Genomic DNA, 25350 nt, shown 5'->3' on the forward strand with positions numbered 1-25350 from the left:
AGCCGTCCGATTGAAATCCGGACATAATCCTGTGAAATGCAGTGTCCTTTCATGGCGCGCCTGCACAGGCTATTTTTTATTCGGGGCAATGAGTTTGACCGCACAACGATCAGCCACCGCTGTTTCCAGCGCAGACAGGAAGCTTTTCGGCCTGCCTTTGGCTGTCATTTTCGTGCTGTGCTATTTTGCATTCCAGGCCATTCTAGTCACCGTTGTTTCCAACGGTGCCGGTCTCGATGACGCCGAACAGCTCGCCAATATCGGCTATCTTGACTGGGGATATGGCGGATCCCAGCCTCCTCTCTACACGTGGATAACCAATCTGACAGCATCAGTGCTTGGCACATCGATGCTCACATTGCAGATTGTCAAGTTCAGCCTTCTGGCAAGCCTGTTCCTGAGCGTTTACGGTGCAATGAGGCTGCTCGGCTTTTCGCGCATCGTTGCATCTGCGAGCATGCTTGGACTGTTTCTCATTCCGCAAATCGCGTGGGAATCGCAGCGCGCGTTGACGCATTCAGTAGCGGGTACGGCAGGTTGCGGCTGGGCATTCCTGGCCTTTGCATGGCATATGCGCGCGCGACACGCCGGGTCCGCCGCCGCTCTTGGCGCTGCGATGGCAGCGGCGCTTCTCGGCAAGTTCAACGCGTCATTCTTCCTGATCATGCTGATCGTGACAGGCCTTCTCATTCCCGAATATCGCCAGACACTCCTTTCCAAGCTGAGCCTCGTGACGCTCCTGGCATTCGCGATCTGCTTCGGCCCAACCGCGACTTGGATGCTGGCGCACAAATCGAGTGTCATAGCCCGTGCGAGCAAGTTTGAGATCGGTGCTTCGGGCAATCTGTTCTTCGACCGATTGATGGGTATGGAAAGCCTCGTCGAGGCGGCGTTTCTATTCTCGATCCTTGCGCTCGCGATCGCTGGCATCATCGCGCTTATTCACTGGAAGAAAAGGATTGCACCGCCCACTCCGCTGACCACAGGTGAAAAATTTCTGCGCCTTCTCATTTTGGTCGGGGTGGTTATTGTGCTTGCTGGCGTTGTCGTGACCGGCGCGAACAATGTAAAAGACCGCTGGCTGCAACCGGTCCTGTTTCTAACTCCCGCGCTGATGGCCAGCCTTATGGGGCGCTATCGGATCGGAAACAGGGCGTTAATCGACTATGCCGTCGTCAGCGCGGTCCTTGCACTTATCGTCCCGCCTGTGCTGAGCTATTACCTGACTTACGGTTCCAGCTCTCCACCTTACGGCCAGCTCGACTATCGGCATCTTTATGAAGAAGTGCAGGCGAAAGGCCCGTTCAAGACGATCCTGACTGACAATGCCCAGATACCAGGTAACTTCAGATTGTTTGATTCGTCCTTGCGGGTGGTGCATCCAGAAACACCGGATGCGCGGGCGCATTTGACCCCGCCTGTTCTTGTGATGTGGTTTGGCGGAGCTGAACCCAATGAGCGCATGGCAGCATTATTGCAGAGCGCGAATATCGCTGTGCCTCAAAACGGTGTCGCCACCACCGATATTCAATACAAAACCCGCCCAGAAAAACACATGACAGTCAGCTATTTTCTGGTTCCATAAATAAAAGGCCCGGGTATCCGGGCCTTTTGTTTGCTTACTCTACCGTTTCCTGAACCGCATGGGCGGTGCCCTTCACATCGCGGCCAACGCCGCGAACAGTATTTGCGCAGGACGCAAGCGTGAATGCGCAGAGAACGATAGCAACAGGGACAAGTCGGGTCAGCTTCATGACAGTCTCTCCAATGGGATGCGCGTTTCTGCTCTTTTGAAGGAACAGACGCATAGAGTTCCAAGTCTATTCAAACCAGTTATGCCTCCCCCCACATGCAAAGCCCCTGTCCGGCAACTGGCGGTGAAGCCGATTCACTCGGCTGTCACAAAAGAAATCTAGCGCAGCGTTTTTCACTGGCAAGTGAATGCATTCAGTGCCATCCCAATAAACTGTGATCTGCCATCAGCAGGAGCGAAACGTCTCGAAACGCCCGGAACGGCGATAGCCTTCGAAAACACTTCGCAGATGGTCGGCAACGACCTGAATATGCGGTCCGGCTTCCGGTTTGACCACCATGCCAAGCTGATAGCGGCCAAGAGCCGGAAGGCCGTGTTCCGGCCCAAGAGCCACGATCCCGTCACTCAACAGCGTTTTACCGAAAGGGGCGATCGCAAGATCGGCCATGATCGCGGCCCGCTGCCCCGTCGAGTGTGAGCTCATATAGGCGATGCGATAAGGACGACCGCTGCTTTCAAGCGCCTCGAGCGCGCTGCCCCGCCAGGCGCAGCCCTCTTCCCAGATGGATAGCGGCAAAGGATCCCGACGATAAGCCGTCCCGCACTTGGCCCCGGCCCATACGAGTTCTTCGTCCAGCAGGACCTCCACATCGCCTTTGTTGAGCACAGTGTGGGAAATGTTGATCAGCGTCACATCCAACCGGCGCTCGTCAAGCCGTTTGCGCAGATTGCTGCTCTGGTCAATCACCACGTCGACCGTAACACCCGGATGGCTGTCAGCAAATCGCTTTAATACAAGCGGCAGCACGCATTCGCCAATATCATCCGGCGATCCCAGGCGAACCACGCCAGTCACTGTCGGCGCGACGAATTTCGATACCGCTTCCCGATTGAGAGCCAGAAGACGCCGCGCATAGCCGAGCAGGATCTCCCCGTCGCCGGTCAATGTTACCGAGCGTGCATCACGGTCGAAAACCGCAACACCGAGCTGCTCCTCCAGTTTCTTGATTTGCATCGACACGGCCGAAGGTGTGCGAAACACCGCGTTAGCCGCGGAAGAAAAACTCCCCGTATCGGCGATCGCCACAAATGTGCGCAGCACATCAATATCAAGCATCGGGAGGGGATGTTGAACCGGCGCTGTCATGACGGACTCCGTTTTTTAGCACTTTGTTCAAATTTTCTGATCTTAAACCTTTCTATATTTCGTTTGATTGAACGTCAAGCGGAATACATATTCGAAACACCAACAGGCAGAATTGCGGCGAGCGCATCAACCGAACTTTCTGAACGAGGAGAGAAAAAATGACCGTTCAATGCCAATCCGCTTCCGATGGCAGGACGACGACCGTTCGCTTTACGCCAACTTCGTCCGCCGTGAATGCACACTCATGGCTTCTGGAACTTCACGCCAAGGTGCGGAAGCAACTGCAAATCTGGGCTTACGAAGGCCGCGTGAGGCGCAGCCGCCGGGTACTGGAATCGTTGCCTGAGCACATATTGCACGATATCGGCTGGCCCAACGTAGATGATCGTCTGCCCGGCATTCCACGAAACCCGGCGGAATTCCACCGCTGAAACTGAAATCGAATGAGGGCGACCGCGCGACCCGCCCTCAATTTCCCGACATTAAAATACCTTTTCGCGGCAGGCATTTAGCCGCACTTTGCAACCTACCCGTTCTGTGTCTCAATAGAACACTATCTTGTTTGCGCCATCACCCTCCCCCTGAGAATCCGGGTTGGCGCAACAAGGTTACCGGTCTGAAAGCGACCGGCTAAAGCCGGGCCCAAAACGACCCGGAGTCGTGACGGAGACACAAGGTTCGACTGCGTCGGGAACCGCAGCCAAAACCTTCGAGAATGGGAACGATCGGGCATGATCCAGGCTTCATCGGTTAAGCGGTCTATTGTCTTTTTTCTTGTTCCAAACTTTTCGATGATTGCGTTCGCAACGGCCATCGAGCCATTGCGTATTGCAAATCGAATGCTGGGTTATGACGCCTATCGATGGCGACTGACATCGGTTGACGGAAAGCCGGTAACCGCCTCCAACGGTGTGGAATGCGCTGTCAACGCATCGCTGGAAGACGAACGGCGCTTTCTGCAGCGCGAACAGCGTCCATCGATGGTATTTGTCTGTTCCGGCGTGTACGTGGAAGAATTCAGGAACAAATCGGTCTTTGCCTGGCTGCGTGAGGAATATAATCGCGGCGTCGCGGTAGGCGGGCTTTGCACCGGCGCCCATATACTGGCGGCAGCCGGACTTCTGTCTGGAAAGCGCTGCGCCATTCACTGGGAAAACCTTCCCGGATTCTCGGAGGCATTCCCCAAAGCCGAGGTCTATGCCGATCTGTTTGAGGTTGACAGTAACCTCTACACCTGCGCAGGCGGAACAGCTTCGCTCGATATGATGCTGAAATTGATCGGGGACGATTTCGACGCAAATCTGGTCAACAAGATCTGCGAGCAGGCTCTGACCGATCGCGTCCGCAGCCCGCAGGATCGCCAGCGTCTGCCGCTGCGCGCCCGCCTGGGCATTCAGAATTCGAAAGTGCTCACCATCATCGAGATGATGGAAGCCAATCTGTCGGAACCGCAGGCGCTGATCAATGTCGCGCATACGATAGGTCTGTCGCGCCGCCAGGTGGAGCGACTTTTCCGTCAGGAAATGGGTCGGTCTCCGGCACGCTATTACCTCGAAATCCGCCTGGATCGCGCGCGGCATCTTTTGCTGCAGTCGTCCATGCCGGTGGTCGAGGTTGCGGTCGCCTGCGGCTTCGTTTCGGCGTCGCATTTTTCCAAATGCTATCGGGAACTATACGGCCGCTCACCGCAACAGGAGCGGGCAGAGCGCAAAATGCTCATCGCCGCCTGAACGCGATATCGAAAGGGAATGGCGCTGAACCTTGAATGGAACAACCCATCCCTTCCGGCTTTTAGAATAAAATCAAAACCCTACAGTTCTTGCCGGAATCAGTTTCACAGATCGGACCGTATCCTGCTCCAGATCGACAGGCATGTCGTGAACGGAACAGTATTTCTCCGCTCCACAGTGATTTCCAGAAGCTTTGATGCAGTCGTCTGACGCTGCGAATATGTCGTATAAAGGCAAATGTCGCGACCGGCCAACGACTATGGTTTTGTGAAAATACCAACTAGGGTCGCATAAAATGGCAGAGTTTCCTAAGAAGGCGAAAGTTGTGATTGTCGGGCTGGGCGGTATCGTCGGCGCCTCGATCGCTCACCATCTGATCGAGCGCGGCTGGGACGACATCGTCGGCATCGATAAATCCGGCATTCCGACGGACATCGGCTCGACAGCCCATGCGTCAGACTTTTGCTATGCGACGAGCCATGACTTCCTCTCCTGCTGGACGACGCTCTATTCCATCGATTTCTATGAAAAGATGGGACATTACGCCCGTGTTGGCGGTATTGAGGTCGCGCGCGTCGGCGACGATGCGCGTATGGACGAAATCAAGCGCAAGGTCGCATCGGGCAAGGCTTTCGGCACCCGCGCGCGGTTGATGGAACCGGCGGAGATCAAGGAAAAGTTCCCTCTGATCGAGGAGAGCCTTGTTCAAGGTGGCCTTTGGGACCCGGACGCCGGCCTGGTTATCCCGCGCTCGCAGACCGTTGCCGGCAAACTGATCGACCAGGCAGAGGCAGCAGGCAAACTGCAGAGCTTCGCCAACACGCCTGCCCAGTCCCTGATCGTTGAAAACGGCCGCATCAAGGGCGTTGTCACGCATCGCGGCACCATCGAGGCCGATTATGTCATCGTCTGTGCAGGACTTTGGGGACGCCTGATTGCCGAAATGGTCGGCGAAGACCTGCCCGTCATGCCAATCGACCATCCATTGACTTTCTTCGGCCCCTATAACGAGTTCGAAGGAACGGGCAAGGAAATTGGCTGGCCGCTCATACGCGATCAGGGCAACTCGGCCTATATGCGCGATACGGGCGATCCGAAGACTGCCGAAGGCGGCCAGATCGAGTGGGGTTATTACGAAGAAAAGAACCCGCGCTTGTGCCACCCGCGCGACCTTCTCGAAAAACACGAAGCGCGTCTTTCGCCGTCGCAGCGCGACCTTGAAATGGACCAGATTCTGGAGCCGCTGGAGCGCGCAATCGAACTGACGCCCATTTTGGGCGAACTTGGTTACAATGAAAGCCACTCCTTCAACGGCTTCCTGCAGGTTACTACCGATGGCGGGCCCTCAATGGGCGAAAGCCAGAAGGTACGCGGCCTGTGGTATGCGGTGGCAATCTGGGTCAAGGACGGCCCCGGCATGGGCAAGCTGATCGCCGACTGGATGACCGACGGACGCACATCGATCGACCATCACGCCATCGACTATTCGCGCTTTTATCCGCATCAGATGACGGAACAGTTCATCTGGGACCGCTGCACGGAAACCGCGATGAAGGTTTACAACCCGGCGGTTCACCCGCGTGAACCTTTCTCCAAGGGCCGCAACATCCGTCGTTCGCCCTTCTACGAACGCGAAGTCGAACTCGGCGGCTATTTCATGGAATTGGGCGGCTGGGAGCGTGCGCATGGCTATGCCGCCAACGAGCATCTGCTGGAGAAATACGGCGACCGTGTGCCGGTACGCGAAAACGAATGGGACAACCGCCACTTCTGGCGTGTCTCCAATGCCGAGCATCTCGAACTGACCGAAAATTGCGGCATCATCAATCTTTCTCACTTCGCCATGTATGACATCGAAGGCCCCGACCATGTCGAACTGATGGAGTGGCTGTGTGCTGCCAAGATTGGCGGCGATGCCAATATCGGCAAGGGCATCTATACCCACTTCCTCGACGACGAAGGCATGGTGCGCGCCGACTTCACGGCAATCCGCATGGCCGACCGCATACGCATGATCAATGGCGCCGATGCCGGGCCTCGTGACTTCCATTACATGCGCCGCGTAGCCGAGGATAAGGGCTTTGACGTTACCATCACCGACGTAACCGAGAAGTATGTCACCATCGGCATCTGGGGCCCGAACGCCCGCGAAAACCTCAAGAAGGTCGTGGAGGATCCGGAAGGACTTGACGCTGAAAACTTCCCCTTTGCGGCAATCAAGCCGATCAGGATTGCAGGCAAGGACGTCACCGCCTTCCGCATTTCCTATGTCGGTGAACAAGGATGGGAATTGCATATGCGTTACGAAGACGGCCTTGCCGTCTGGGATGCGCTTCGCTCCACCGGCGTGATCGCGGTAGGCGTCGAGACCTACGCCAACACTCGTCGTATGGAAAAGAGTCTGCGGCTGCAGAATGCCGATCTGCTAACCGAGTATAATCTTCTGGAAGCCGATCTGGCCCGCCCGAAAGTCAAGGAAGCCGATTTCCGTGGCAAGGCCAAGCATGTCGAATATCGCGCTCGCGACCATCAGCCCGCCATGCTCTGTACGCTGGTCATGACCGACAATATCGACAAGAATGGTGTAGCTCGCTATCCCGTCGGGATCATGCCGGTACAGGACCCTGAAACGGGAGAAACACTGGTCGACGAGCTTGGCCGCCGGTCTTTCACGACCTCTGTCGCCTATGGTCCCACGATTGGCAAGAACATCGCGCTCGCTTATCTGCCCTGGGCCTATTGTCAGGAGGGTCGCAAGCTGAGTGTGGAATATTTCGGCGAGACTTATCCGGTCGAAGTGGTCTCTATCGGCTACAAGCCTCTTTATGACCCGGAAAACTTGAAGCCCCGCAGTTAAATGCCGTTATATGCAAAGGCCGAGGCAATGCCTCGGCTTTTCTGTTCAACTCGCAAGATTATTTTAATGTAGCCTTGCCACCGCTGATCGTGACTTTCTCATCGCCAGTCAACGCTTCACGGTCTCCATTTGGAAAGGTCACGAAACAGCCCGAAGCGCAGAATTCAACGGTCTCACCAGGCGCCACGATCATTTCGCGCTTGGAAGCGCCTTCCGTGACCACAATTGTCTGAGGGCCACTGTCATTGTTGGAAATCTGGGCAGCATAAGCGCTGCCAGCCGAGAGCGCCAAACCGGTTGCTGCAACAAGAACAAACTTGGTCAACCTGTTGAGCTGATTTGTGTTCATACCGTCCCGACCTTTCTATTGCTCCCGCTGCATATATCCTGCGCCGCGTGAGCCCAATTGCCCTGAGATACTACCCTTTATAAGCGGACAAAACTGAACTGCAACTGAACGAAATGTTCATCAGGCCCGGTCGTCATCCTTCTCGTTGGCTACCGGCTTTTCCGCAGACGTCTTTTTTGTCCTGGCAGCGGGCGAGATTTCATTTTCCTTCTGCATTAACCCGGATAACTTTTCGATTTCCGTCACGCTGAGAACAAGGTCCGTCGTGGACGAAGACAGATGTAACTCCTCTTCATGAAAGCGTTCAACGATCTGGAATCGCAGCTCATTCTTGATACCACCGGTCGACGTGATGTCGGCCACATGAGCGTAGATATCAAAAACCATCAGTGAATCGTTCATGCTTTGAAAAGCGACGAAAGGCTCCGGATTCTTCAAAATAGATGGATGGCCGCGAACGATTTCCAGCAGTAACGCATGAACCCTGCGCGGCTCTGCCGTATAGGAGGCCTGTACATTGATATCTATGCGTCCGAGCTTGTTGCGATGGGTCCAGTTGCCAACGTTACCGTTGATAAGCGTGGAATTGGGGACGATGATCGACTGTTTCTGGAAGGTTTCCACTTCGGTCGCGCGTACGCTGATCTTCTTGACGATGCCACTGACCGTGCCAGCCTCCACCCAGTCACCAACCTTGAACGGGCGCTCAGCAAGAAGGATGAGGCCGGAAACAAAATTCTGGACGATATTCTGGAGACCAAAACCGATACCGAGAGAAAGACCACCGGCAATGAGGGCGAGGTTCGACAGATTGAACCCGGCTGCCGATACGCCCATCAATGCCGCCAGGCAAAGCCCCACATAGCCTATGACCGTGCGGATGGAATTGCGCACGCCGGAATCGACACGCCCGCGTGCCATGACGCTGTTGTCCAGCCAGTTCTGAAACCAGCGCGTCAGCAGATAGCCGATCACGAACAGCAGCACACCGGTCAGCAGCCCCATGAGCGAGATCGAAATATTGCCGATCTGGAAGCCTGTCATCAGCTGGTAGAAAGTGCTTTTCAGTTCTGCCCACTGGAAACCGAGCTGCATCAGAACGAGCGGGATGCCAATCAGCGCCACAACGAGATTGATGAGAATGCCTGCTAGAAGGCCAAGCTGATCCAGCGTCGCGTCGTCGAAATGAAACCGCTCCCGCATGGCCTTGCCAATCTGGCTGGATGCAAAAGCCTGCTCCTCGGAAATTGCGCGGCCAGTCAGGAAACCCATATACATGGTGACAAGGAATGCGCCTGTCACCACGATTTGCTGCGATATGAAACGCGCCATGCCGATATAGCCGAACACCGCAGTCAGAATAGGCAGGAGCCCCAATATGATGAGGAAAGTCCTGAACGCACGCGGCCACGACCGGACAGCGCCATCCTTTTCGCGCTCGACGGGCTTCAGGAAGGCAATCGCCAGAATAAGCACACCGACCATCACGGTGGCCAGCAAGCTTTTCGCCATCGTCAGCGACAGCGGCGACGACAATATCTGATTGACGGTTCCGAAGAAGGAATCGAGTCCGCTTGTCAGCGCTGTTCCCGTTATCAGCCAGCCCAGCACACGTCCCGGCCGCGGGGCCACCGGAACCAGCCGCCATTGCGGCATATCCGAACTGATGCACGCCGATGCCAGCCGATGAATGAAGAAGACAAGTCCAAGCACCAAAAAAAGCGACTGGAGAAGGGAAGCAATATCTGTCCTTAGAACGTTGAAATAGTTCAGGAAAAAATAAGTCGTTGCCAGGAATACACCCACAGCTGCCGACGGTATCACCGTAGACCAGAATGCCACCGACAAACGGCTTAGATAGGAAGGCGACTCGACTGTTGGATCGCGCTGGTAGAGCGTTCCGAGAACGCGCCGCGCACCCAGCTGGATAACCAACGCCGCCACGAAAGCAAAAAAGGCTGCGGCGAGAAACGAATTGAGTTTGAACGTGCTTACAAAGCGCCACCAGGATTGGACAATGCGCCAGAGCGAAACCATTTGGGAGCTTGCCGCCGAAGCGACTTCAGTGCCGAGCGTCGTATCGATGTTCACGCGCTGGGAAAGCGTTTTTGCAAACAGATCCCGGCGCATATCCCCGATTTTCGCGGACATTTGATTAACGGAAAGGGATGTATCTTCGGTCTCGCCGACGATGGCGTTTATTTCGGCCTTTTCGGCGGTCAGCCGGGTGCGTTCCTCGCTGACGATCGCTGGTTCGGGCGGTTGATCGCCGGAAGGCGCCGGCCCTAGTTGTTCCAGCCGCGTGTTGATTTCGCTGAGACGCGGACGGAATGAAACGCCGGCATCAAGAAGCTTTTTCGAGAGAGAGTCCAACTGGAGCTTGAGATTGGCGAGCGTTTCATCATTCGAAGCTGCCTTCGGAAGCTGATCGCTGATCCGCTTCTTCTGCTGCTTCAGATCGTCGATGACGGGCCTTTGCTGTTGGATAATGCTGGAAACGGGCGCTGGTGCCTGCGGCTGATCAGTGGCAGCGGGGGCTGGCTGTGCTGCGCTGTCTTGCGGAGCCGCGGCGGGCGCGGCTTGCGTCGCGGCGGGCACTGGCTGTTTGTTGTCCTGCGCGAAGGCGGACGCAAAGCTTCCCGGCGACAGGGCGCTGATCAGAAGTGAAAATGCAAGAACACGAAACGTCGATGAATATGCCAATTCAATTCTGCCGTTAAACAAGACATGGTTTCAACATAAAGCGCCCTAAAACGGATGCAAGGCGTGGCTGTTTACAAGATTTCATGGCGCGTAGGAAGCGGACAGATACCGTATAAGACGAGCCCGGGTGCCAGTATTTCCTTGTTCCCGCGAACACAAATGATTAATGAGGATTCGCAATGGGTGTGAAAAGCTGGCTCGACTCCAAGGATAGACTCTAACGAAAGTCTTGGCGATTTGATGAAGGGCATGAAAAACACGGAACAGCACAAGCGGCATGGTTTCATGCTGTTCGTTACGTGCGTTCTGTCGTTTGCGGCTTTTCTGTTTGCCGTGGATTTTTCGACGCTTGATGACGATCCGGCCAAAGATCAGTCCGGCCGCATCTTGGCAAGACAGGTCGAAGGCAGTCCGACGACACCCGTTCGTCAGCAATCCGCTCCCTCGCCACAGCCGATGCGCGCAATCCTGATCGAAGCCATAGCCGCCAAGATCAAAGCCGCTTATCTCGATGGCACCGGGGCAGCGCTGCTTGTTGCGACGGCAGCGATTCTTTTCCCGAAAACGGAATCAGCCAAGGCAGCGCAGAGTTTTCGGCGCCTCGCAGTTCTGCAGAAGCATTTTGGCTCTGCCCGCGCGCCTCCGAAAAGCGCATAATAGCCAACCTTCGGTAATTGGCCCTTACCAATCCAAAAGCCATTACAAACTAAGCCCGCATCGCCACTTGTTGAGTGGAAGTTGGGGCGTACCAACCGGAACATTAATCCATGCGTACTTCGAAATGGGTGGTTGCGCTGTATAGCCTGATCGTCGCGATCGGCATAATCATCGCCTTGCCCAACTTTTTCACCCAGAAGCAGCTTGACGCAATGCCGTCCTGGTTCCCGAAGCGTCAGGTTACGCTCGGCCTCGACCTGCGCGGCGGCTCCTATCTCGTGCTTGAAGTTGATGCCGCAGGTCTGAAAAAAGATCGTTTGCGGACCCTGCTTGACGATGCCCGCAGCAAGCTGCGCGCGGAGCGCATCCAGCCACAGTCCATCCGGGCTGTCGGCGACGCTGTTGTCGTCACCATCCCCGATGCCGATCAGCGTTCCAAGGCGGAAACTGCGCTACGCACACTGATCTCGCAGGTCAACACCAGTGGTTTCGGTACGGCGATTAATGACATCGACGTCGCCTCGACCGACAATCAGGTGCGTCTGACCCTGACGGAAGCAGGCTTCAATTACCGGCTCGATGCGGCTCTGCAGCAAAGCCTTGAAATCATCCGTCAGCGCGTCGACCAGGTCGGCGTCGCCGAGCCGTCCATCCAGCGTGTGGGTTCGGATCGCATCGTCGTTCAGCTTCCCGGTCTTCAGGACCCGGCCCAGCTTCGCCAGCTTCTCGGAAGCACCGCGAAGATGAGTTTCCATATGGTTGCCGATGCCAATCCGAACGACGCACCGCCTCCGGGCGTGACGATCATGCCGGATTCCAAGGACCCGAACATCAAATACCCGATCGAGGATCAGATCGCGCTCTCCGGCGAACGTCTTACCGACGCGCGTGCAGGTTTCGACCAGCGCACCAACGAGCCGATTGTGTCATTCCGTTTCGATAGCCTCGGTGCACGTCAGTTCGCGGACATCACCACCAAGAACGTCAATCGCCCGTTTGCAATCGTACTCGATGGCAAGGTCCTGAGCGCTCCGGTCATCCGCGAACCGATCACCGGTGGTTCGGGACAGATCTCCGGCAGCTTTACCGTTCAGGATACGGTGGTTCTGTCCGCACTCCTGCGCGCTGGCGCCCTGCCTGCTCCGCTCACCGTTATCGAGGAGCGCACGGTTGGTCCGGATCTTGGCGGCGATGCCATCAAGATGGGCTTGATTACCGGTGTCATCGGCTTCGTGCTTGTCGCAGTCTTCATCCAGCTCCTTTATGGTGTCTGGGGCACCATCGCCAATGTGGCGCTGCTGCTTCACACCTTGCTCACTTTCTCTGCCTTGAGCCTTATCGGTGCAACGCTGACATTGCCCGGTATCGCCGGTATCATTCTCGGTATTGGTATCGCGGTTGACGCCAATATTCTCATCAACGAGCGTATTCGCGAAGAAACCCGGCGAGGCCTCGGGGCCATGGCCGCTCTGGACAAGGGCTTCCATAGCGCTTTCTCCACCATTGTGGATGCGAACGTTACGTCACTTATCTCCACCTTGCTCCTGTTCACCTTCGGCACCGGTCCGGTTCGCGGCTTTGCAATCACCATGATGCTCGGCATTGCGATCTCCATGTTCACGGACGTGACGCTGGTTCGCATGGTCATGGCTTGGTATGTGCGCAAGCGTAAGCTGAAAGTGCTCGTCATCGAGCCGTTCCTGAAATTCGTTCCTGAAAAGACGAATATCAGCTTCATGAACGCCCGCTTCGTCGGCATTGGCGTGTCGATCGTCCTGTCGGTCCTTTCGCTTGGCCTGTTCTTCAAGCCGGGGCTGAATTACGGCATCGACTTCAAGGGCGGCATTCAGGCAGAAATCGTTACATCGCAACCAGCCGATCTGGCGCAACTGCGTGCCAAGCTTGGCTCACTCGGCCTTGGCGAAGTCGCACTTCAGTCTGCAGGCAGTCCGAATGACGTTCTGATCCGCGTCCAGCGTCAGGATGGTGGCGAAGAAGCGCAGACGATTGCCGTCAACAAGATGCGCGAAGCCGTAACCCAGCTTGATCCCGGCGTGAAAATCGAGCGGACGGAAGTCGTCGGCCCGAAAGTTTCCGGCGAACTGGCCCGCTCCGGCTTCATCGCGGTTGTCCTTTCGGCACTCGGCATGCTCGTCTATCTCTGGTGGCGATTCGAATGGTTCTTCGCGTTGGGCGCGATCATCACGCTTATCCTCGACACCACGAAGATGGTCGGCTTTTTCGCGCTGTTCCAGCTCGACTTCAACCTGACTGCCATCGCAGCGCTTCTGACCGCTATCGGTTACTCGGTAAATGATAAGGTCGTGGTTTATGACCGCATGCGTGAAAACATGCGCCTCTATAAATCGAAGCCGCTACGCGAAATCGTCGATATGAGCATCAATCAGGTGCTCGTCCGCTGTATTTATACATCGATGACAACGTTCCTGTGTATGCTCCCGATGGCTATCTGGGGCGGCAGCGCGGTTCATAATTTTGCCGTGCCGATGCTGTTCGGTATCTTCATCGCTACATCGTCGTCGATCTTCATCGCCGCTCCGATTCTGCTTCTGCTGGGCAACTGGTGGCAGCATCGAAAGGAATCCCATCAGGCTATCGAAGACAGCGCCGCAGCGCAGAAATAAACCATTCGCCGGGCAAGGTTCACGCCTTGCCCGGCTCCCACATGCAAAAACCGAGAAGCCAGAGGGGGAAGGCACCTGATGCCCCATGACACGCCTTTGATAGCGACAATCGTCATCGGGTTATGCCTGGCCTTCATCTTCGGTGCGATAGCCACCCGTCTGAAAATCTCCCCCCTCGTCGGCTACCTCCTGGCCGGTGTCATTGCCGGCCCCCACACTCCCGGCTTCGTCGCAGATCAGGACCTCATCCTCCAGCTTGCCGAAATTGGCGTCATCCTGCTGATGTTCGGCGTCGGCTTGCATTTTTCGCTCAAGGATCTTCTTTCCGTCAAAGCCATCGCGGTTCCCGGTGCGCTGGCGCAGATTGCCGCCGCCGCCGCACTTGGCACAGGACTTGGTCTCGCGCTCGGTTGGGATGTTCAGGCGGGTCTGGTGTTCGGCCTGGCCCTTTCAACCGCCAGTACTGTCGTCCTGCTCCGCGCCATGCAGGAGCGCCGCCTGATCGATACCGAACGCGGACGCATCGCGGTTGGCTGGCTCATCGTAGAAGACCTCGCCATGGTCATGGCGCTGGTGCTGCTTCCGGCAATTGCCAGCGTCACCGGCCGGGCAGAAGGCACGGCAGCGAGCGATCCCATTGTTTCATGGCTTGGCCTTGGCATTGGCGGCATCATTCTTCTCACCATTGCCAAGGTCATTCTGTTCGTTGCGCTGATGCTGATCGTCGGACGCAAGGTCATTCCGTGGCTTCTCAACGTTGTGGCTCAGACCGGCTCGCGCGAATTGTTTCGTCTCGGTGTGCTCGCCATTGCGCTCGGCGTTGCCTTCGGTGCGGCCCATCTGTTTGGCGTTTCCTTCGCGCTGGGCGCATTCTTCGCCGGTATGGTGATGAGCGAGTCCGAACTCAGTCATCGGGCAGCCGAAGAATCCCTCCCCTTGCGCGATGCCTTCGCGGTGCTGTTCTTCATCTCCGTCGGCATGCTGTTCGATCCGATGAGCCTTGTACGCGATCCGCTCCCCCTGCTCGGGACGCTCGCCATTATTCTCGTTGGAAAGTCGGTTGCTGCATTCTTCATCGTGCGCGCTTTCCGTCGTCCGGTCAGCACGGCGCTTACCATTTCGGCGAGCCTTGCGCAGATCGGTGAATTTTCCTTCATTCTTGCAGGGTTGGGCGTCAGTCTCAATCTTCTCCCTCCAGCGGGGCGCGACCTCATTCTCGCAGGCGCAATCCTCTCGATCTTCCTCAATCCGGTCATGTTTATCGTGGCGGAGCGGATGCGGCCATGGATCGAAAAGCGAAGCAAAGGCGAAATGACCGCGGGTGAAAACGCCGATGTCGAACCCAGAATTTCCGAGCCCCAGCCTTTGCCGCAGACATCGCTGAGCGGACACACGATTATCGTCGGCTACGGTCAAATCGGCGCGGGGATCGCAGGAGGATTGCAGGCTGAAACATCGCCTTTTCTCGTGATTGAAGATTCGCCAAAAGTCAGCGCGTCGCTGAAGGACAAAGGCATTGAGGCGATTACCGGCAATGCCTCGGATTCAGAAATACTGGAGGCGGCCAATCCGTCAACTGCTCGAAACCTGGTCATCGCGATACCCAACGCCTTTGAGGCCGGGCGGGTCACTGCGCTAGCCCGAGCAGCCAATCCGGAAATCAACATCGTCGTGCGTGCCTGCTCCAAGGCGGAGGCACAATATCTGCATGATCTTGGCGCTAATTCTGTCATTCTGGGAGAAGAAGAAATTGCATCCGCCATGGCGAAAGCAATCGGAACCGAGATCAAGAGGAAAAACGCTGAGGCCATTTCGGAACAAGGGCAAACTCAGACCGACATAATGGGGATAATATCGGACGGGTCGGCCGATATCATGGGCAAAAAAGGGGATGATATGAAGCATGAAGGCGTGGTAACCGGTTGATGAAAGCAAAGGATTATATCTGGCCGGTCGTAGGCATTTGTGCAGTCGGAGTTTCAGTCTGGCTTCTTTATCGCGAACTTCGCAGCATTTCGCTGGATGACGTTCTGGACAGTCTTTATGCGATCCGGGCTCATCACTGGGTGCTGGCGGCGGGCTCCGCGCTTCTCGCCTACAGTTCGCTCGCTGGCTATGATCGTATCGCGCTCTTGCACCTCAAGCGCAAAATTTCCTGGCTGTTTATCGCGCTCTGTTCCTTCACCACCTACGCTTTGTCACACAATATCGGGGCGTCCGTGGTCTCCGGCGCCGTGGTGCGTTATCGGGCCTACTCCTCGCAAGGCATGCCCGGCAGTGAAATTGCCGTTCTCATCGCCTTCTGCTCTTTTACGTTCATCCTTGGTGTCATCATAACCTCCAGCGTGGTTCTCCTGCTGGAACCGCACATTCTGATGCGGTTCAACGAGGAACTCACACCTACCGTCTCCATCGTCATCGCGCTTATGATGCTGGCATTCGTGCTGCTTTATGTCTTTGGCAGCTGGTTGCGCCTGCGCCCATTACAGATCGGCAGCTTCCGTCTGGAATATCCGCGCTTGTCAGTGGTTGTACAGCAGCTCATTGTCGCGCCGCTGGAACTGATTGGCGCCGCCGGCATCATCTATTTTGCCCTGCCCGAGGCTGGCAATCCCGGCTTTCTCATTATTCTCGGTATTTTTCTGGTCTCGTTTTCGGCAGCCCTGATATCACACGCCCCCGGCGGTCTCGGTGTTCTGGAACTCGTTTTCCTGACGGGTTTGCCGGATATGGATCAGGCCGACGTTCTGGCTGCGCTGATCGTATTCCGCCTCCTCTACCTGCTTATTCCGTTCGCAATGTCGCTTGTTGTGGTACTGATTTTCGAGAAGTCCCAGTTTCTGCTGCGGTGGAACGAAAAACAGCAGAAATAGCAGCGGACAAGGGGTGGGGTATAATTTTCACAAACTCCGCCTCTATTTGAATTAATCTTCCTTAAAATGGCAGAAGAAGCCACCTATCTTGGAACCGATTTCGCAAAGCGTAAATAATGCGAAATTGGACGCCCCTCCCAAGGCTTTATCCAAGAGGAAAAACGCATGCCTGCGACATTGATCATCCCCGGCTACAAGGGATCGGAAGCAGGCCACTGGCAGCGCCAATGGTTGCATGACGATCCGTCAGCATTGCTCGTCGAACAGGACGACTGGCACTATCCGGTGCTATCCGACTGGATGCACGCGCTCGAAGCCAAGCTGGCTGAAAATCCCGGCGCGGTTCTGGTAGCCCATAGTCTCGGCTGTGCGCTTGTCGCCCATCTGGCGAGCCGCCCATCGGCTGCTCATGTGGCGGGTGCACTTCTCGTTGCCCCGGCCGACGCAGAAACCATGGCCCGCAAGGACAGCCGTTTCCAGAGCTTTGCCCCGCTACCCCGTCATGAACTGGGTTTTCCTTCCATCGTGGTGGCAAGCCGCAACGATGAGTATATGAGCTTTGCCAAGGCTGAGGCTCTCTCGCATGTGTGGGGTTCGGGATTTGTCGACCTTGGCCATGCCGGTCATATCAACGTGGCAAGCGGATTCAGCCGCTGGCCAGAGGGGGTTATCCTCGCGTCCTCTCTTCACAGAGAACCAGTAACCAACACGCTTTCCCAAGCAGCGTGACCGCAAGCCGCTCATTCAAAGAATGAGCGGCTTTTCATTTCAGGCGCCCTGCCTGCGTTCGAGCAGAACCTTCAAAACAAGAGTCAGAAGAGCGATCAAAGCGAGCGTCGAAGCCGCCGCGAATGCACCGGCAACATTGTAGTCATTGAACAGCAATTCCACCTGCAGCGGCAGTGTATTGGTCTTGCCCCGGATGGCGCCGGAAACGACCGACGTTGCTCCAAACTCTCCCATCACGCGCGCATTGCAAAGCACCGCACCATATAGCAATGCCCATTTGATATTGGGCAAGGTGACATAGAAAAAGGTCTGCCATGCGTTGGCCCCAAGTGTCAGCGCCGCTTCTTCTTCATCGCTTCCCTGCACTTCCATGAGCGGGATCAGTTCACGCGCCACAAAGGGCGAAGTCACGAAGAGGCTGACCAGAAAAATCGCCGGGACCGTGAACATGATCTTGATGTCATAGGCCTCCAGCAATGGCCCCAACAGACCTTGCGATCCATAGAGGAAGAGATAGGTCACACCAGCCACGATGGGCGAAACGGAAAAAGGTATTTCCACGAAGGTGATGAGAAGCCTGCGGCCCGGAAAGCGGAATTTCGTCACCAGCCACGCTACACAGACACCGAAAGCCATGTTGATCGGGACAACGACGATGGCAGTCAAAACAGTGAGCCACACCGCGTGGAGCGTATCCGGCTTCAATATTTCGCCGAAAAAGACATCGACCCCCTTGCTGAAGGCAAAGGAGAAAATGACGGCAAGCGGCGCCCCGATGCAGATCACAGACAACAGTGCCGCGAGCCAGATCAACAGATTACGCACCGGCCCTGAATTTCGCGCCTGCATGCTTGCGCTAGCGTTCTGCATAACGAAGCTGCCTTGCCTGAATGAGATTGGTCACGAGAAGCATGACAAAAGCCGTGACAAGCATCACGAATGCAAGAGCAGCCGCGGCTGGATAATCATATTCATCCAACCGGATGAAAACGAGCAGTGATGTCACTTCGGTTTCGAAGGGAAGATTGCCTGAGATAAAGACGATCGAACCAAACTCGCCAAGGCTGCGCGCAAAGGAAAGCGACGAACCCGCCAGGAAAGCTGGAAAGATAGTCGGCCAGATAATGTGGGAGAATGTCTGCCACGAACTGGCGCCAAGGCTGCGAGCGGCCTCTTCCACATCGGCACTCATATCCTCGAGCACTGGCTGAACCGTGCGAATAACAAATGGAATGCTGGTGAAGAACATCGCGATCATGATGCCAAGCGGTGCATAGGCAACCTTTATTCCGATCGGTTCAAGAAGCCGTCCGAACCAGCCGTTCTGGGCAAACAGTGTTACGAGCGCCAGACCAGCAATGGCTGTCGGCAGTGCGAAAGGAAGATCGACAGCGGCATCAATCAAACGTTTTCCCGGAAATTCATACCGCGTCAGTACCCAGGCAAGCAGAAGACCGAACAGGCCGTTGAACACGGTCGCCACTGCGGCAGCACTCAAGGTAATCTTGTAAGTCGCCAGCGCGCGATCAGAGGTCACGATACTCCAGAAGTCGCTCCAGCCGAGGCTTGCCGTTTTCAGGATCATGGCCAGCAGCGGCAAAGCTACGATCACGGCCAGATAAAGCAAGGTGCAGCCGAGGGTCAGCCCGAACCCCGGCAACACCGAATTACGTTTCATGCTTAGAAGCGCCACTGGATTTTCCAAAATGCAAGGCGACCCCGCTAGGGATCGCCAGTTGGCTTTATTACTTGCCTTTGAAGAGCTGATCGAGCACTCCGCCTTCGGCGAAATGTTCCTTCTGCACCTTCTCCCAGCCACCAAAAGCGTCTTCAACTGTTACGAGGCGCACATCAGGATAGACATCCTTGTGCTTTGCGATAACGTCTTTATCGTGCACCCGGTTGAAATTCTGGGCCAGAATTTCCTGGCCTGCCGGGGAATAGAGGTAATCGAGATAAGCTTCGGCGACCTTGCGTGATCCGCGCTTGTCCACGACTTTATCCACGACCGTAACGGGAAACTCCGCCAGAAGGCTGACTTCCGGTACGACAACATCATATTTGTCCGGCCCGAGCACCTTTTCGGTTCCCCGCGTTTCTGCCTCGAAAGTCACCAGCACGTCACCAATGCCACGTTCGGCAAAAGTTGTTGTCGCTCCGCGGCCGCCTGTATCGAAGACCGGAACGTTTTTGAAAATCTTACCGATGAATTCATGCACCTTTGTCTGATCGCCCTTGAACACCTCGTTCGCGTAAGCGGTCGCAGCAAGATAGGTATAACGCGCGTTGCCCGAGGTTTTGGGGTTCGGGAAGATTACCTTGACGTCGCCACGCGCCAGATCATCCCAGTTCTTGATGTTTTTTGGATTGCCCTCGCGTACCAGGAACGCTGGGAAGGAGTAATAGGGCGACGAGTTATTGGGCAACCGCTTCTGCCAGTCCGCCGGGATCAGATTGCCCTTGTCATGGAGGACCTGCACGTCGGTCACCTGATTGAAGGTCACAACGTCAGCTTCAAGCCCTTCCAGAATCGAACGCGCCTGCTTTGAGGAGCCCGCATGAGACTGATTGACAGTCAGATCTTCACCAGTCTTGGTCTTCCAGTCCGCGACGAAGGCCTTGTTCACCTGTTCATAGAGTTCTCGCGCGATGTCATAGGAAACGTTGAGGATTTCCTTCGGCTCCTGCGCATGAACCGGTGCGGAGCCAAGACCGAGAGCGACCGCTGCATATAGAATAATTTTTCTCATGAGACCCATCCCCACCGCGCTGTTTGCGAAAAGCGCTCTAAACTGGATTGTTTTCGGAAAACAAATCTAACGAGAGAGGGAACAAAATCAATCTAAATCATTGATTTAAATATATAAACTACTTTTGAAGCCGTTCATGGAACCTGCACCCAAACTCCATGATGGTGTGAGAAAATAATTCTCATCCAGAGCAAAACCATAAAATCAAATGCAAAAGGCAGGAGACTTCCGCCTCCTGCCCTCAAAACTTTTCTTGGACTTCTCAACTTACCAGAAACCGCGATGCTGCCAGCACCAGAGAAAATTATGCTCGCCACGCTCCAGCCTGCTGCGGCGGCGGGCTGCAATCTCTTCTGCATTCAACTTCATTTCGCGCCAAGGCTGCTCCAGAAAGGCCGGAACACGTAAAAACGTATTCTTCATTTTCGTAGCGAGCAGTCGAACGGTTCGCTTCATGCCAAGCCTCCTCATTGCCTTACGTTCAAATATTGCCGCGCTTTCGCCGCAACTATGAACGATACGTTAATTTTGAAGGCTTCTGGGCTTTTGTCAATAACCTACTTATTTTATGGGAGATAACAATGTGAAATAATTTGCGAGCCAGACCCACCGGCCCGCAAATTCATTTCTGTTAAACCTCATAATCGATTGAGGGAGTAATGCGGACCTTGCCGACGTGACGGCCGTTCATCGACTCGATCTTGAAATCCAGCCCGTCAGCAGCGAAGCTCTCTCCGCCCAGGGGCAAGTGTCCCAGATGCCAGAGAACATAGCCCGCGAGCGTCGTGTAGCGATCGGCCTCATCCACCAGGTCGCGTTCCAGAAGTCCGCTCAGGCGGCGAATGTCGGTGAAGCCATCGACAAGATAGCCACCCTTACCGTCCGACTGAGCGACAGCCGCCTCTTCGTCTTCATCCGGAAACTCGCCAGCAATGGCCTCCAGAACGTCGGTCGGTGTCACGACACCTTCGAAAGAACCATGCTCGTCCACCACCACCGCAATCTGGACAGGTGAGTTGCGCAACTGCTCCATGACACGAAGCACGTTCGCATTTTCATGCACGACAAGCGGCTGCTTTATCGTCTTGTCCCAGTCGATGGACTTCCTGTCGCCGATATCGAGCAGAAGGTCCCTGACCAGCGCCACTCCGACAAATTCATCCACCTGTCGCCGAGCGACGATGACGCGTGAATGCGACAGCTTGCGGATGGCCGCTTCAAGTTCTGCTGCGTCTTCATCAAGGTCGAGCCATTCGATCTCATTGCGTGGCGACATGATGGAGCGCACCGGTCGATCAGCCAGATCGAGGACCCCCCGGATCATCTCTTTCTCTTCGGGCAGGAAGACATCACTGGCCGCTGTCTGCTGAGCAATCACGTCAACTGTATCCGAAAGCGGACTTTCACCGCGACTGCCGCCGAGCAGACGCAACACCGCGCCTGCGGTACGCTCTCGCAAATCGTTGGTAGTAACCAGCTTCTCGCGATTGTGTCGCGCCATCTGGTTGGCCGCTTCAATCAGTACAGAGAAGCCGATCGCTGCGTAGAGATAACCCTTCGGAATATGGAAGCCAAACCCTTCCACGACCAGACTGAAACCGATCATCATCAGAAAGCCGAGACAGAGGATTACGACCGTGGGGTGTTTGTTGACAAAATCCATCAATGGCTTCGAGGCAAGCATCATCACGCCGATGGCGATAATCACCGCAATCATCATGACGGGCAGATGCTGAACCATGCCAACAGCCGTGATGACACTATCCAGTGAAAACACAGCATCCAGAACGACTATCTGAACGATCACCTGCCAGAACACCGCATGCACAACCTTGGAACTTTTAGGCCCGTGATCACCCTCCAGCCGCTCGTGTAGCTCCATTGTGCCCTTGGCCAGGAGGAAGAGACCGCCTATCAGCATGATGATGTCACGTCCCGAGAAGGTCATACCCACCAGCGAGACTAAGGGCTCGCGGAGAGTGACGATCCAGGAAATCGACGCCAGCAGCGCCAAACGCATCAGAAGCGCCAGACTAAGGCCGATCAACCGCGCACGATTGCGTTGGTGCGGGGGCAGTTTGTCGGCCAGAATGGCAATGAAGACGAGATTGTCGATACCGAGAACGATCTCGAGTACCACCAATGTCACCAAACCTATCCAGGCATTGGGGTCGGCAATCCAGTCCATGGACCAGTCCATGATATGTCGGCTCCTTTAAAGATCAGCAAGAATGGAAATCGGAAAACTGAACCGCATGCTGTTTGTGGCCGGGCCGCTTTTCTGCGGTCCAGCCCAGGCGGACAAATACTATCGGGATTTTTTCAATACGCGGAGAGCCCGAACCTCCCTCCAGGGGATTCGGACTTCGTGAAGACGAATCGTCAGAACTATCGTCGGGCATAAAGCGCGATGAACCTTATCTCAGGCAATGCGAAGCTCAGAGCCGCAGCCAATACCAGTTGCCACAGGGAACATATGGCTCGTTATTATGCAGACCGAAAACGAACGCACAAGAGTTTACTATTCGGCCGGTGACACTTGAACGCGACGCTTACGCTCACGGCGCGGACGAGCTTTGAAAAAACGAACGCCAATGACGGTCGCGATAATCGTGACAATGGTGATTCCGACGACAAACCAGAACATATGGTCACCGTCCATTCTGGCGAAAACGCCCGCGCCACGTCCTGCCAGCCAGCCGGGAAGGAACATGGCCGGGGCCCACACCAGCGCAGAGAGCACATTGGCAGTCTGGAAGCGCGTCTGATCCATGGACATCATGCCGGCCACCATCGGCACTGTACAGCGTACGGGACCGAAAAAACGGCCAAGGAACACCGCCGAGAAACCGTAACGACGGAAAAGAAGGCGTGCCCGCGCGACGCCACTGCGATGCTTGTTGAGCGGCCACTTGTGAATGATGCTACGGCCGAGCCACCAACCCAGGAAATAGGAGATGATATCACCGATAACTGCGCCGATGATTGCGCCGATGATCACGGGGATTGGCTCGATGATTCCGGCGCCCACGAGGCCGCCGATGGCGATCATGATCGGGGTAGCTGGAATGAACATTCCTATAATGGCGAGAGACTCGCCAAAGGCGATGAGACCCACGATAGGCCCAGCCCATGCCCGATGATCGGAAATAAACTGTCCGAGATCGCCTATTATGCTTTCCATTCCGTCCTCAAATATCGCGAACCGGATTTCGAAACGATATGAATCGTTCCTTCATTCTTCGGTAAGGGCAACCCCGGTGCATGAAGCGCCTTACTCCAATAATTCTTGAGCGGCGCCGGTGACCTTCCAATTCAGGACGATTACCAACCGATCAAGTCTTTTATATGCCGGAGCTTCTCAGACAAGCATCAATAATTGATGACATAGCTGCGACATTTGCAGCGTGACCCTAATCCTTGAACAAACCCTCCCGCCGCAAGTATTGCGCCAGCAAGCCAGAATATGGAGCCGACCCGCCCTCCTTACAACGCCGGAACGTGAAAAAATGAATCAAATCAAGAATTTCTCATTCTTGATTCTCCAAGACGCACTGAATGGACACAACCAGAGTGTGTACATTTTGAAGGAACAATGGTTGCGCGCAAAATTCGAAATTTGAAAGGCCCGCATTTCCGGGCTTTTTGCGCAGTCCGTAATTTTTTTCAGAAATTTTGCTATTGAAGGCTGGACAGGTGGAAAAGAGGCCGTTATAGAACCGCTCACTTCACCGGGGCCGCTGCCTCGGCAAAGCGAGTGGGTGATTAGCTCAGTTGGTAGAGCAGCTGACTCTTAATCAGCGGGTCGTAGGTTCGATCCCTACATCACCCACCATTTTCTCTTTTGAAAACAAACGCTTCCGCTGATTGACTGGTCTTGAACAGTTAGGTGTACCTGGTCCTGTCCGAGTAATATTCCCTATGGTTCCTACGCTCCCGGGCTTTGCAGTTGTTTTCGCTGGAGCCGCTATTTTCCTCCAATACATTACCGATAATTAATTCGCATATTCATATGCCGTTCATCTAAAATGACTGACATTACTCGCACGCCATTAAACGGCGCCCCGTATAAGAGTAATGGAGTGAAATAGCCATGAAATCCAAGACCGCATTTATCGCTGTAATTGCATCATCTTTTCTTGTCGCCCCTGCATTTGCACAAGAAAACAGCAGCGCAAATACTGATAAGCCGGCAACAGAGATGGCTGTTGCACCGAACAAAGACATAAAAGGCAAACGCGGCCCTGTCGATCTTGAGAAATTCTCGCGCATGGATGATCTCAAGGCTGCAGATACCGATGGTGACGGCGTACTTTCCCGAGCTGAAATCGAAGCACTGGCACAAAAGCGCATTGTGAGCCGTGCAGCAGACCGCATGGAGCGTCGGCTTGATGTCAATGGCGATGGCAAGGTCACGCTTGCGGAAGTTGAAAACCAGCGCAAGAAAGAATTCGCTGCACTGGATCGCAACGAGGACGGCAAGATTGATCGCAGCGAAATGCGGGCAGCGAAGATGCACTACGCCGGTGGTTCTCATCACAAGCGGCCCCACCATATGGGTCACCACAAGGGCGGAGAGCGCAATAGCCCGATGAAGGGGCAGGCAGAAAAGCCGCAGGAATAACCCACAAACAAAATAGCCCGGGCGCACTGACCGGGCTATTTTTACGTAGATACCAACAACTTATTCAGGAGCGGATGACGCCCTTCTTGAAGATGATATTGCCGTAGAGCCTCTTTTCACCCGTCCGAATGATCGCGAAAGCGTCACGGGCACGGTGATAGAAAGCAAATCTCTCCATGGGATCGACAGAAATCTTTCGCCCCTCCGCCTTTTGAATGAGCGCTTCAAACTCCTTGAAAATCGGCGGTGTTTCATTCGGCGCCTGCATGACGGCAGCTGGCTTGTCGACAAAATCGTCCAATGGCAGCAGCGACAGAACGGCTTCAGCCATATCCGTTGCAGTGATTCCCGGAAAATCGAGCACGTGTACACCGGAAGACTGCGCCGGATAATTGGCATCAACAATCACGAGATCGTCGCCATGCCCCATATCTGCAAGAACCTCCAGCAGCGAGCCGGTCAGCAATGGATTGATATTCTTCAACATAAGAAGTCATTTCCTACAAAAATTCGAACAGATCACACTAAACAAC

At 55.2% G+C, this 25350-nt stretch carries 21 protein-coding genes and 1 tRNA gene; 11 read left to right on the forward strand and 11 right to left on the reverse strand.

What is annotated here, in order from left to right; all coding sequences use genetic code 11:
- The first annotated feature begins 88 nt into the window (after nucleotides 1–88).
- Entirely contained in the window at nucleotides 89–1585 is a 1497-nt protein-coding gene (locus tag J9800_RS08135; protein ID WP_114216674.1) for a glycosyltransferase family protein, read from the forward strand.
- A 34-nt stretch (nucleotides 1586–1619) separates the two neighbouring features.
- Here the strand turns inward: J9800_RS08135 and J9800_RS08140 are convergent, their stop codons facing one another.
- Together J9800_RS08140 and J9800_RS08145 are read right to left on the reverse strand one after the other, a co-directional pair.
- Nucleotides 1620–1754 carry an entericidin A/B family lipoprotein gene (locus tag J9800_RS08140; RefSeq protein ID WP_012091850.1) on the reverse strand — a complete coding sequence of 45 codons (135 nt, stop codon included), beginning with the start codon at nucleotides 1752–1754 and terminating at the stop codon, nucleotides 1620–1622.
- A gap of 225 nt (nucleotides 1755–1979) precedes the next feature.
- Nucleotides 1980–2900, reverse strand: a complete 921-nt coding sequence (locus tag J9800_RS08145; protein ID WP_112592441.1) for a LysR family transcriptional regulator — start codon at nucleotides 2898–2900, stop codon at nucleotides 1980–1982.
- Nucleotides 2901–3058: 158 nt separating this feature from the next.
- Between J9800_RS08145 and J9800_RS08150 the strand changes: the two genes are divergently transcribed.
- The 3 genes from J9800_RS08150 to J9800_RS08160 all read left to right on the forward strand — a co-directional run bounded on the left by J9800_RS08150 (nucleotide 3059) and on the right by J9800_RS08160 (nucleotide 7487).
- Nucleotides 3059–3331 carry a DUF1127 domain-containing protein gene (locus tag J9800_RS08150; protein ID WP_112592442.1) on the forward strand — a complete coding sequence of 91 codons (273 nt, stop codon included), beginning with the start codon at nucleotides 3059–3061 and terminating at the stop codon, nucleotides 3329–3331.
- A 300-nt stretch (nucleotides 3332–3631) separates the two neighbouring features.
- A complete protein-coding gene (locus J9800_RS08155; RefSeq protein ID WP_021586008.1) occupies nucleotides 3632–4630 on the forward strand; it encodes a GlxA family transcriptional regulator in 999 nt (332 codons plus the stop codon).
- Between the two features lie 295 nt (nucleotides 4631–4925).
- Nucleotides 4926–7487 carry a GcvT family protein gene (locus tag J9800_RS08160; protein ID WP_114216675.1) on the forward strand — a complete coding sequence of 854 codons (2562 nt, stop codon included), beginning with the start codon at nucleotides 4926–4928 and terminating at the stop codon, nucleotides 7485–7487.
- 58 nt (nucleotides 7488–7545) lie between these two features.
- Here the strand turns inward: J9800_RS08160 and J9800_RS08165 are convergent, their stop codons facing one another.
- Complete coding sequence (locus J9800_RS08165; protein WP_114216676.1) at nucleotides 7546–7836, reverse strand: hypothetical protein; 291 nt, start codon at nucleotides 7834–7836, stop codon at nucleotides 7546–7548.
- A 120-nt stretch (nucleotides 7837–7956) separates the two neighbouring features.
- Nucleotides 7957–10539 (reverse strand): mechanosensitive ion channel family protein, encoded by a 2583-nt coding sequence (locus tag J9800_RS08170; RefSeq protein WP_114216677.1) that lies wholly within the window; start codon nucleotides 10537–10539, stop codon nucleotides 7957–7959.
- 240 nt (nucleotides 10540–10779) lie between these two features.
- On the opposite strand from J9800_RS08170, the gene J9800_RS08175 reads away from it, so the two are divergent.
- From J9800_RS08175 to J9800_RS08195, 5 genes are all read left to right on the forward strand, one after another.
- Complete coding sequence (locus J9800_RS08175) at nucleotides 10780–11196, forward strand: hypothetical protein (protein WP_114216678.1); 417 nt, start codon at nucleotides 10780–10782, stop codon at nucleotides 11194–11196.
- Nucleotides 11197–11306: 110 nt separating this feature from the next.
- The gene (secD, locus tag J9800_RS08180; protein ID WP_114216679.1) at nucleotides 11307–13841 is read left to right on the forward strand and encodes a protein translocase subunit SecD; all 2535 of its coding nucleotides are present in this window, start codon (nucleotides 11307–11309) and stop codon (nucleotides 13839–13841) included.
- A gap of 78 nt (nucleotides 13842–13919) precedes the next feature.
- Nucleotides 13920–15767 (forward strand): YbaL family putative K(+) efflux transporter, encoded by a 1848-nt coding sequence (gene ybaL / locus J9800_RS08185; RefSeq protein ID WP_114216680.1) that lies wholly within the window; start codon nucleotides 13920–13922, stop codon nucleotides 15765–15767.
- Nucleotides 15767–16714, forward strand: coding sequence for a lysylphosphatidylglycerol synthase domain-containing protein (locus J9800_RS08190; protein ID WP_112592453.1), 948 nt, complete (start codon nucleotides 15767–15769; stop codon nucleotides 16712–16714). Before ybaL ends, J9800_RS08190 begins: the two co-directional genes overlap by 1 nt.
- A gap of 165 nt (nucleotides 16715–16879) precedes the next feature.
- On the forward strand, nucleotides 16880–17443 hold the full coding sequence (locus tag J9800_RS08195; RefSeq protein ID WP_114216681.1) for an alpha/beta hydrolase: 564 nt from the start codon (nucleotides 16880–16882) through the stop codon (nucleotides 17441–17443).
- Nucleotides 17444–17482: 39 nt separating this feature from the next.
- Here J9800_RS08195 and cysW read toward each other — a convergent pair whose 3' ends face one another.
- The 6 genes from cysW to J9800_RS08225 all read right to left on the reverse strand — a co-directional run bounded on the left by cysW (nucleotide 17483) and on the right by J9800_RS08225 (nucleotide 23377).
- Nucleotides 17483–18313 (reverse strand): sulfate ABC transporter permease subunit CysW, encoded by an 831-nt coding sequence (gene cysW / locus J9800_RS08200; RefSeq protein ID WP_114216682.1) that lies wholly within the window; start codon nucleotides 18311–18313, stop codon nucleotides 17483–17485.
- Nucleotides 18300–19121: a sulfate ABC transporter permease subunit CysT gene (gene cysT / locus J9800_RS08205; protein WP_210845690.1), complete on the reverse strand. Its 822-nt coding sequence runs from the start codon at nucleotides 19119–19121 to the stop codon at nucleotides 18300–18302. The genes cysW and cysT overlap by 14 nt, the downstream gene beginning before the upstream one ends.
- A gap of 67 nt (nucleotides 19122–19188) precedes the next feature.
- Nucleotides 19189–20193, reverse strand: a complete 1005-nt coding sequence (locus J9800_RS08210; RefSeq protein ID WP_114216684.1) for a sulfate ABC transporter substrate-binding protein — start codon at nucleotides 20191–20193, stop codon at nucleotides 19189–19191.
- A gap of 267 nt (nucleotides 20194–20460) precedes the next feature.
- A complete protein-coding gene (locus tag J9800_RS08215) occupies nucleotides 20461–20649 on the reverse strand; it encodes a hypothetical protein (protein WP_112592458.1) in 189 nt (62 codons plus the stop codon).
- Nucleotides 20650–20824: 175 nt separating this feature from the next.
- Nucleotides 20825–22393: a TerC family protein gene (locus J9800_RS08220; RefSeq protein ID WP_114216685.1), complete on the reverse strand. Its 1569-nt coding sequence runs from the start codon at nucleotides 22391–22393 to the stop codon at nucleotides 20825–20827.
- A gap of 321 nt (nucleotides 22394–22714) precedes the next feature.
- Nucleotides 22715–23377 (reverse strand): DedA family protein, encoded by a 663-nt coding sequence (locus J9800_RS08225; protein WP_114216686.1) that lies wholly within the window; start codon nucleotides 23375–23377, stop codon nucleotides 22715–22717.
- A gap of 575 nt (nucleotides 23378–23952) precedes the next feature.
- On the opposite strand from J9800_RS08225, the gene J9800_RS08230 reads away from it, so the two are divergent.
- Nucleotides 23953–24028, forward strand: a tRNA-Lys gene (locus tag J9800_RS08230).
- A 258-nt stretch (nucleotides 24029–24286) separates the two neighbouring features.
- Nucleotides 24287–24817, forward strand: a complete 531-nt coding sequence (locus tag J9800_RS08235) for an EF-hand domain-containing protein (protein WP_114216745.1) — start codon at nucleotides 24287–24289, stop codon at nucleotides 24815–24817.
- 64 nt (nucleotides 24818–24881) lie between these two features.
- Here the strand turns inward: J9800_RS08235 and J9800_RS08240 are convergent, their stop codons facing one another.
- On the reverse strand, nucleotides 24882–25304 hold the full coding sequence (locus J9800_RS08240; protein WP_114216746.1) for an RbsD/FucU family protein: 423 nt from the start codon (nucleotides 25302–25304) through the stop codon (nucleotides 24882–24884).
- Between the last annotated feature and the right edge of the window lie 46 nt (nucleotides 25305–25350).

Source organism: Ochrobactrum sp. AP1BH01-1 (genome assembly GCF_018066705.1).
Lineage (GTDB): Bacteria > Pseudomonadota > Alphaproteobacteria > Rhizobiales > Rhizobiaceae > Brucella.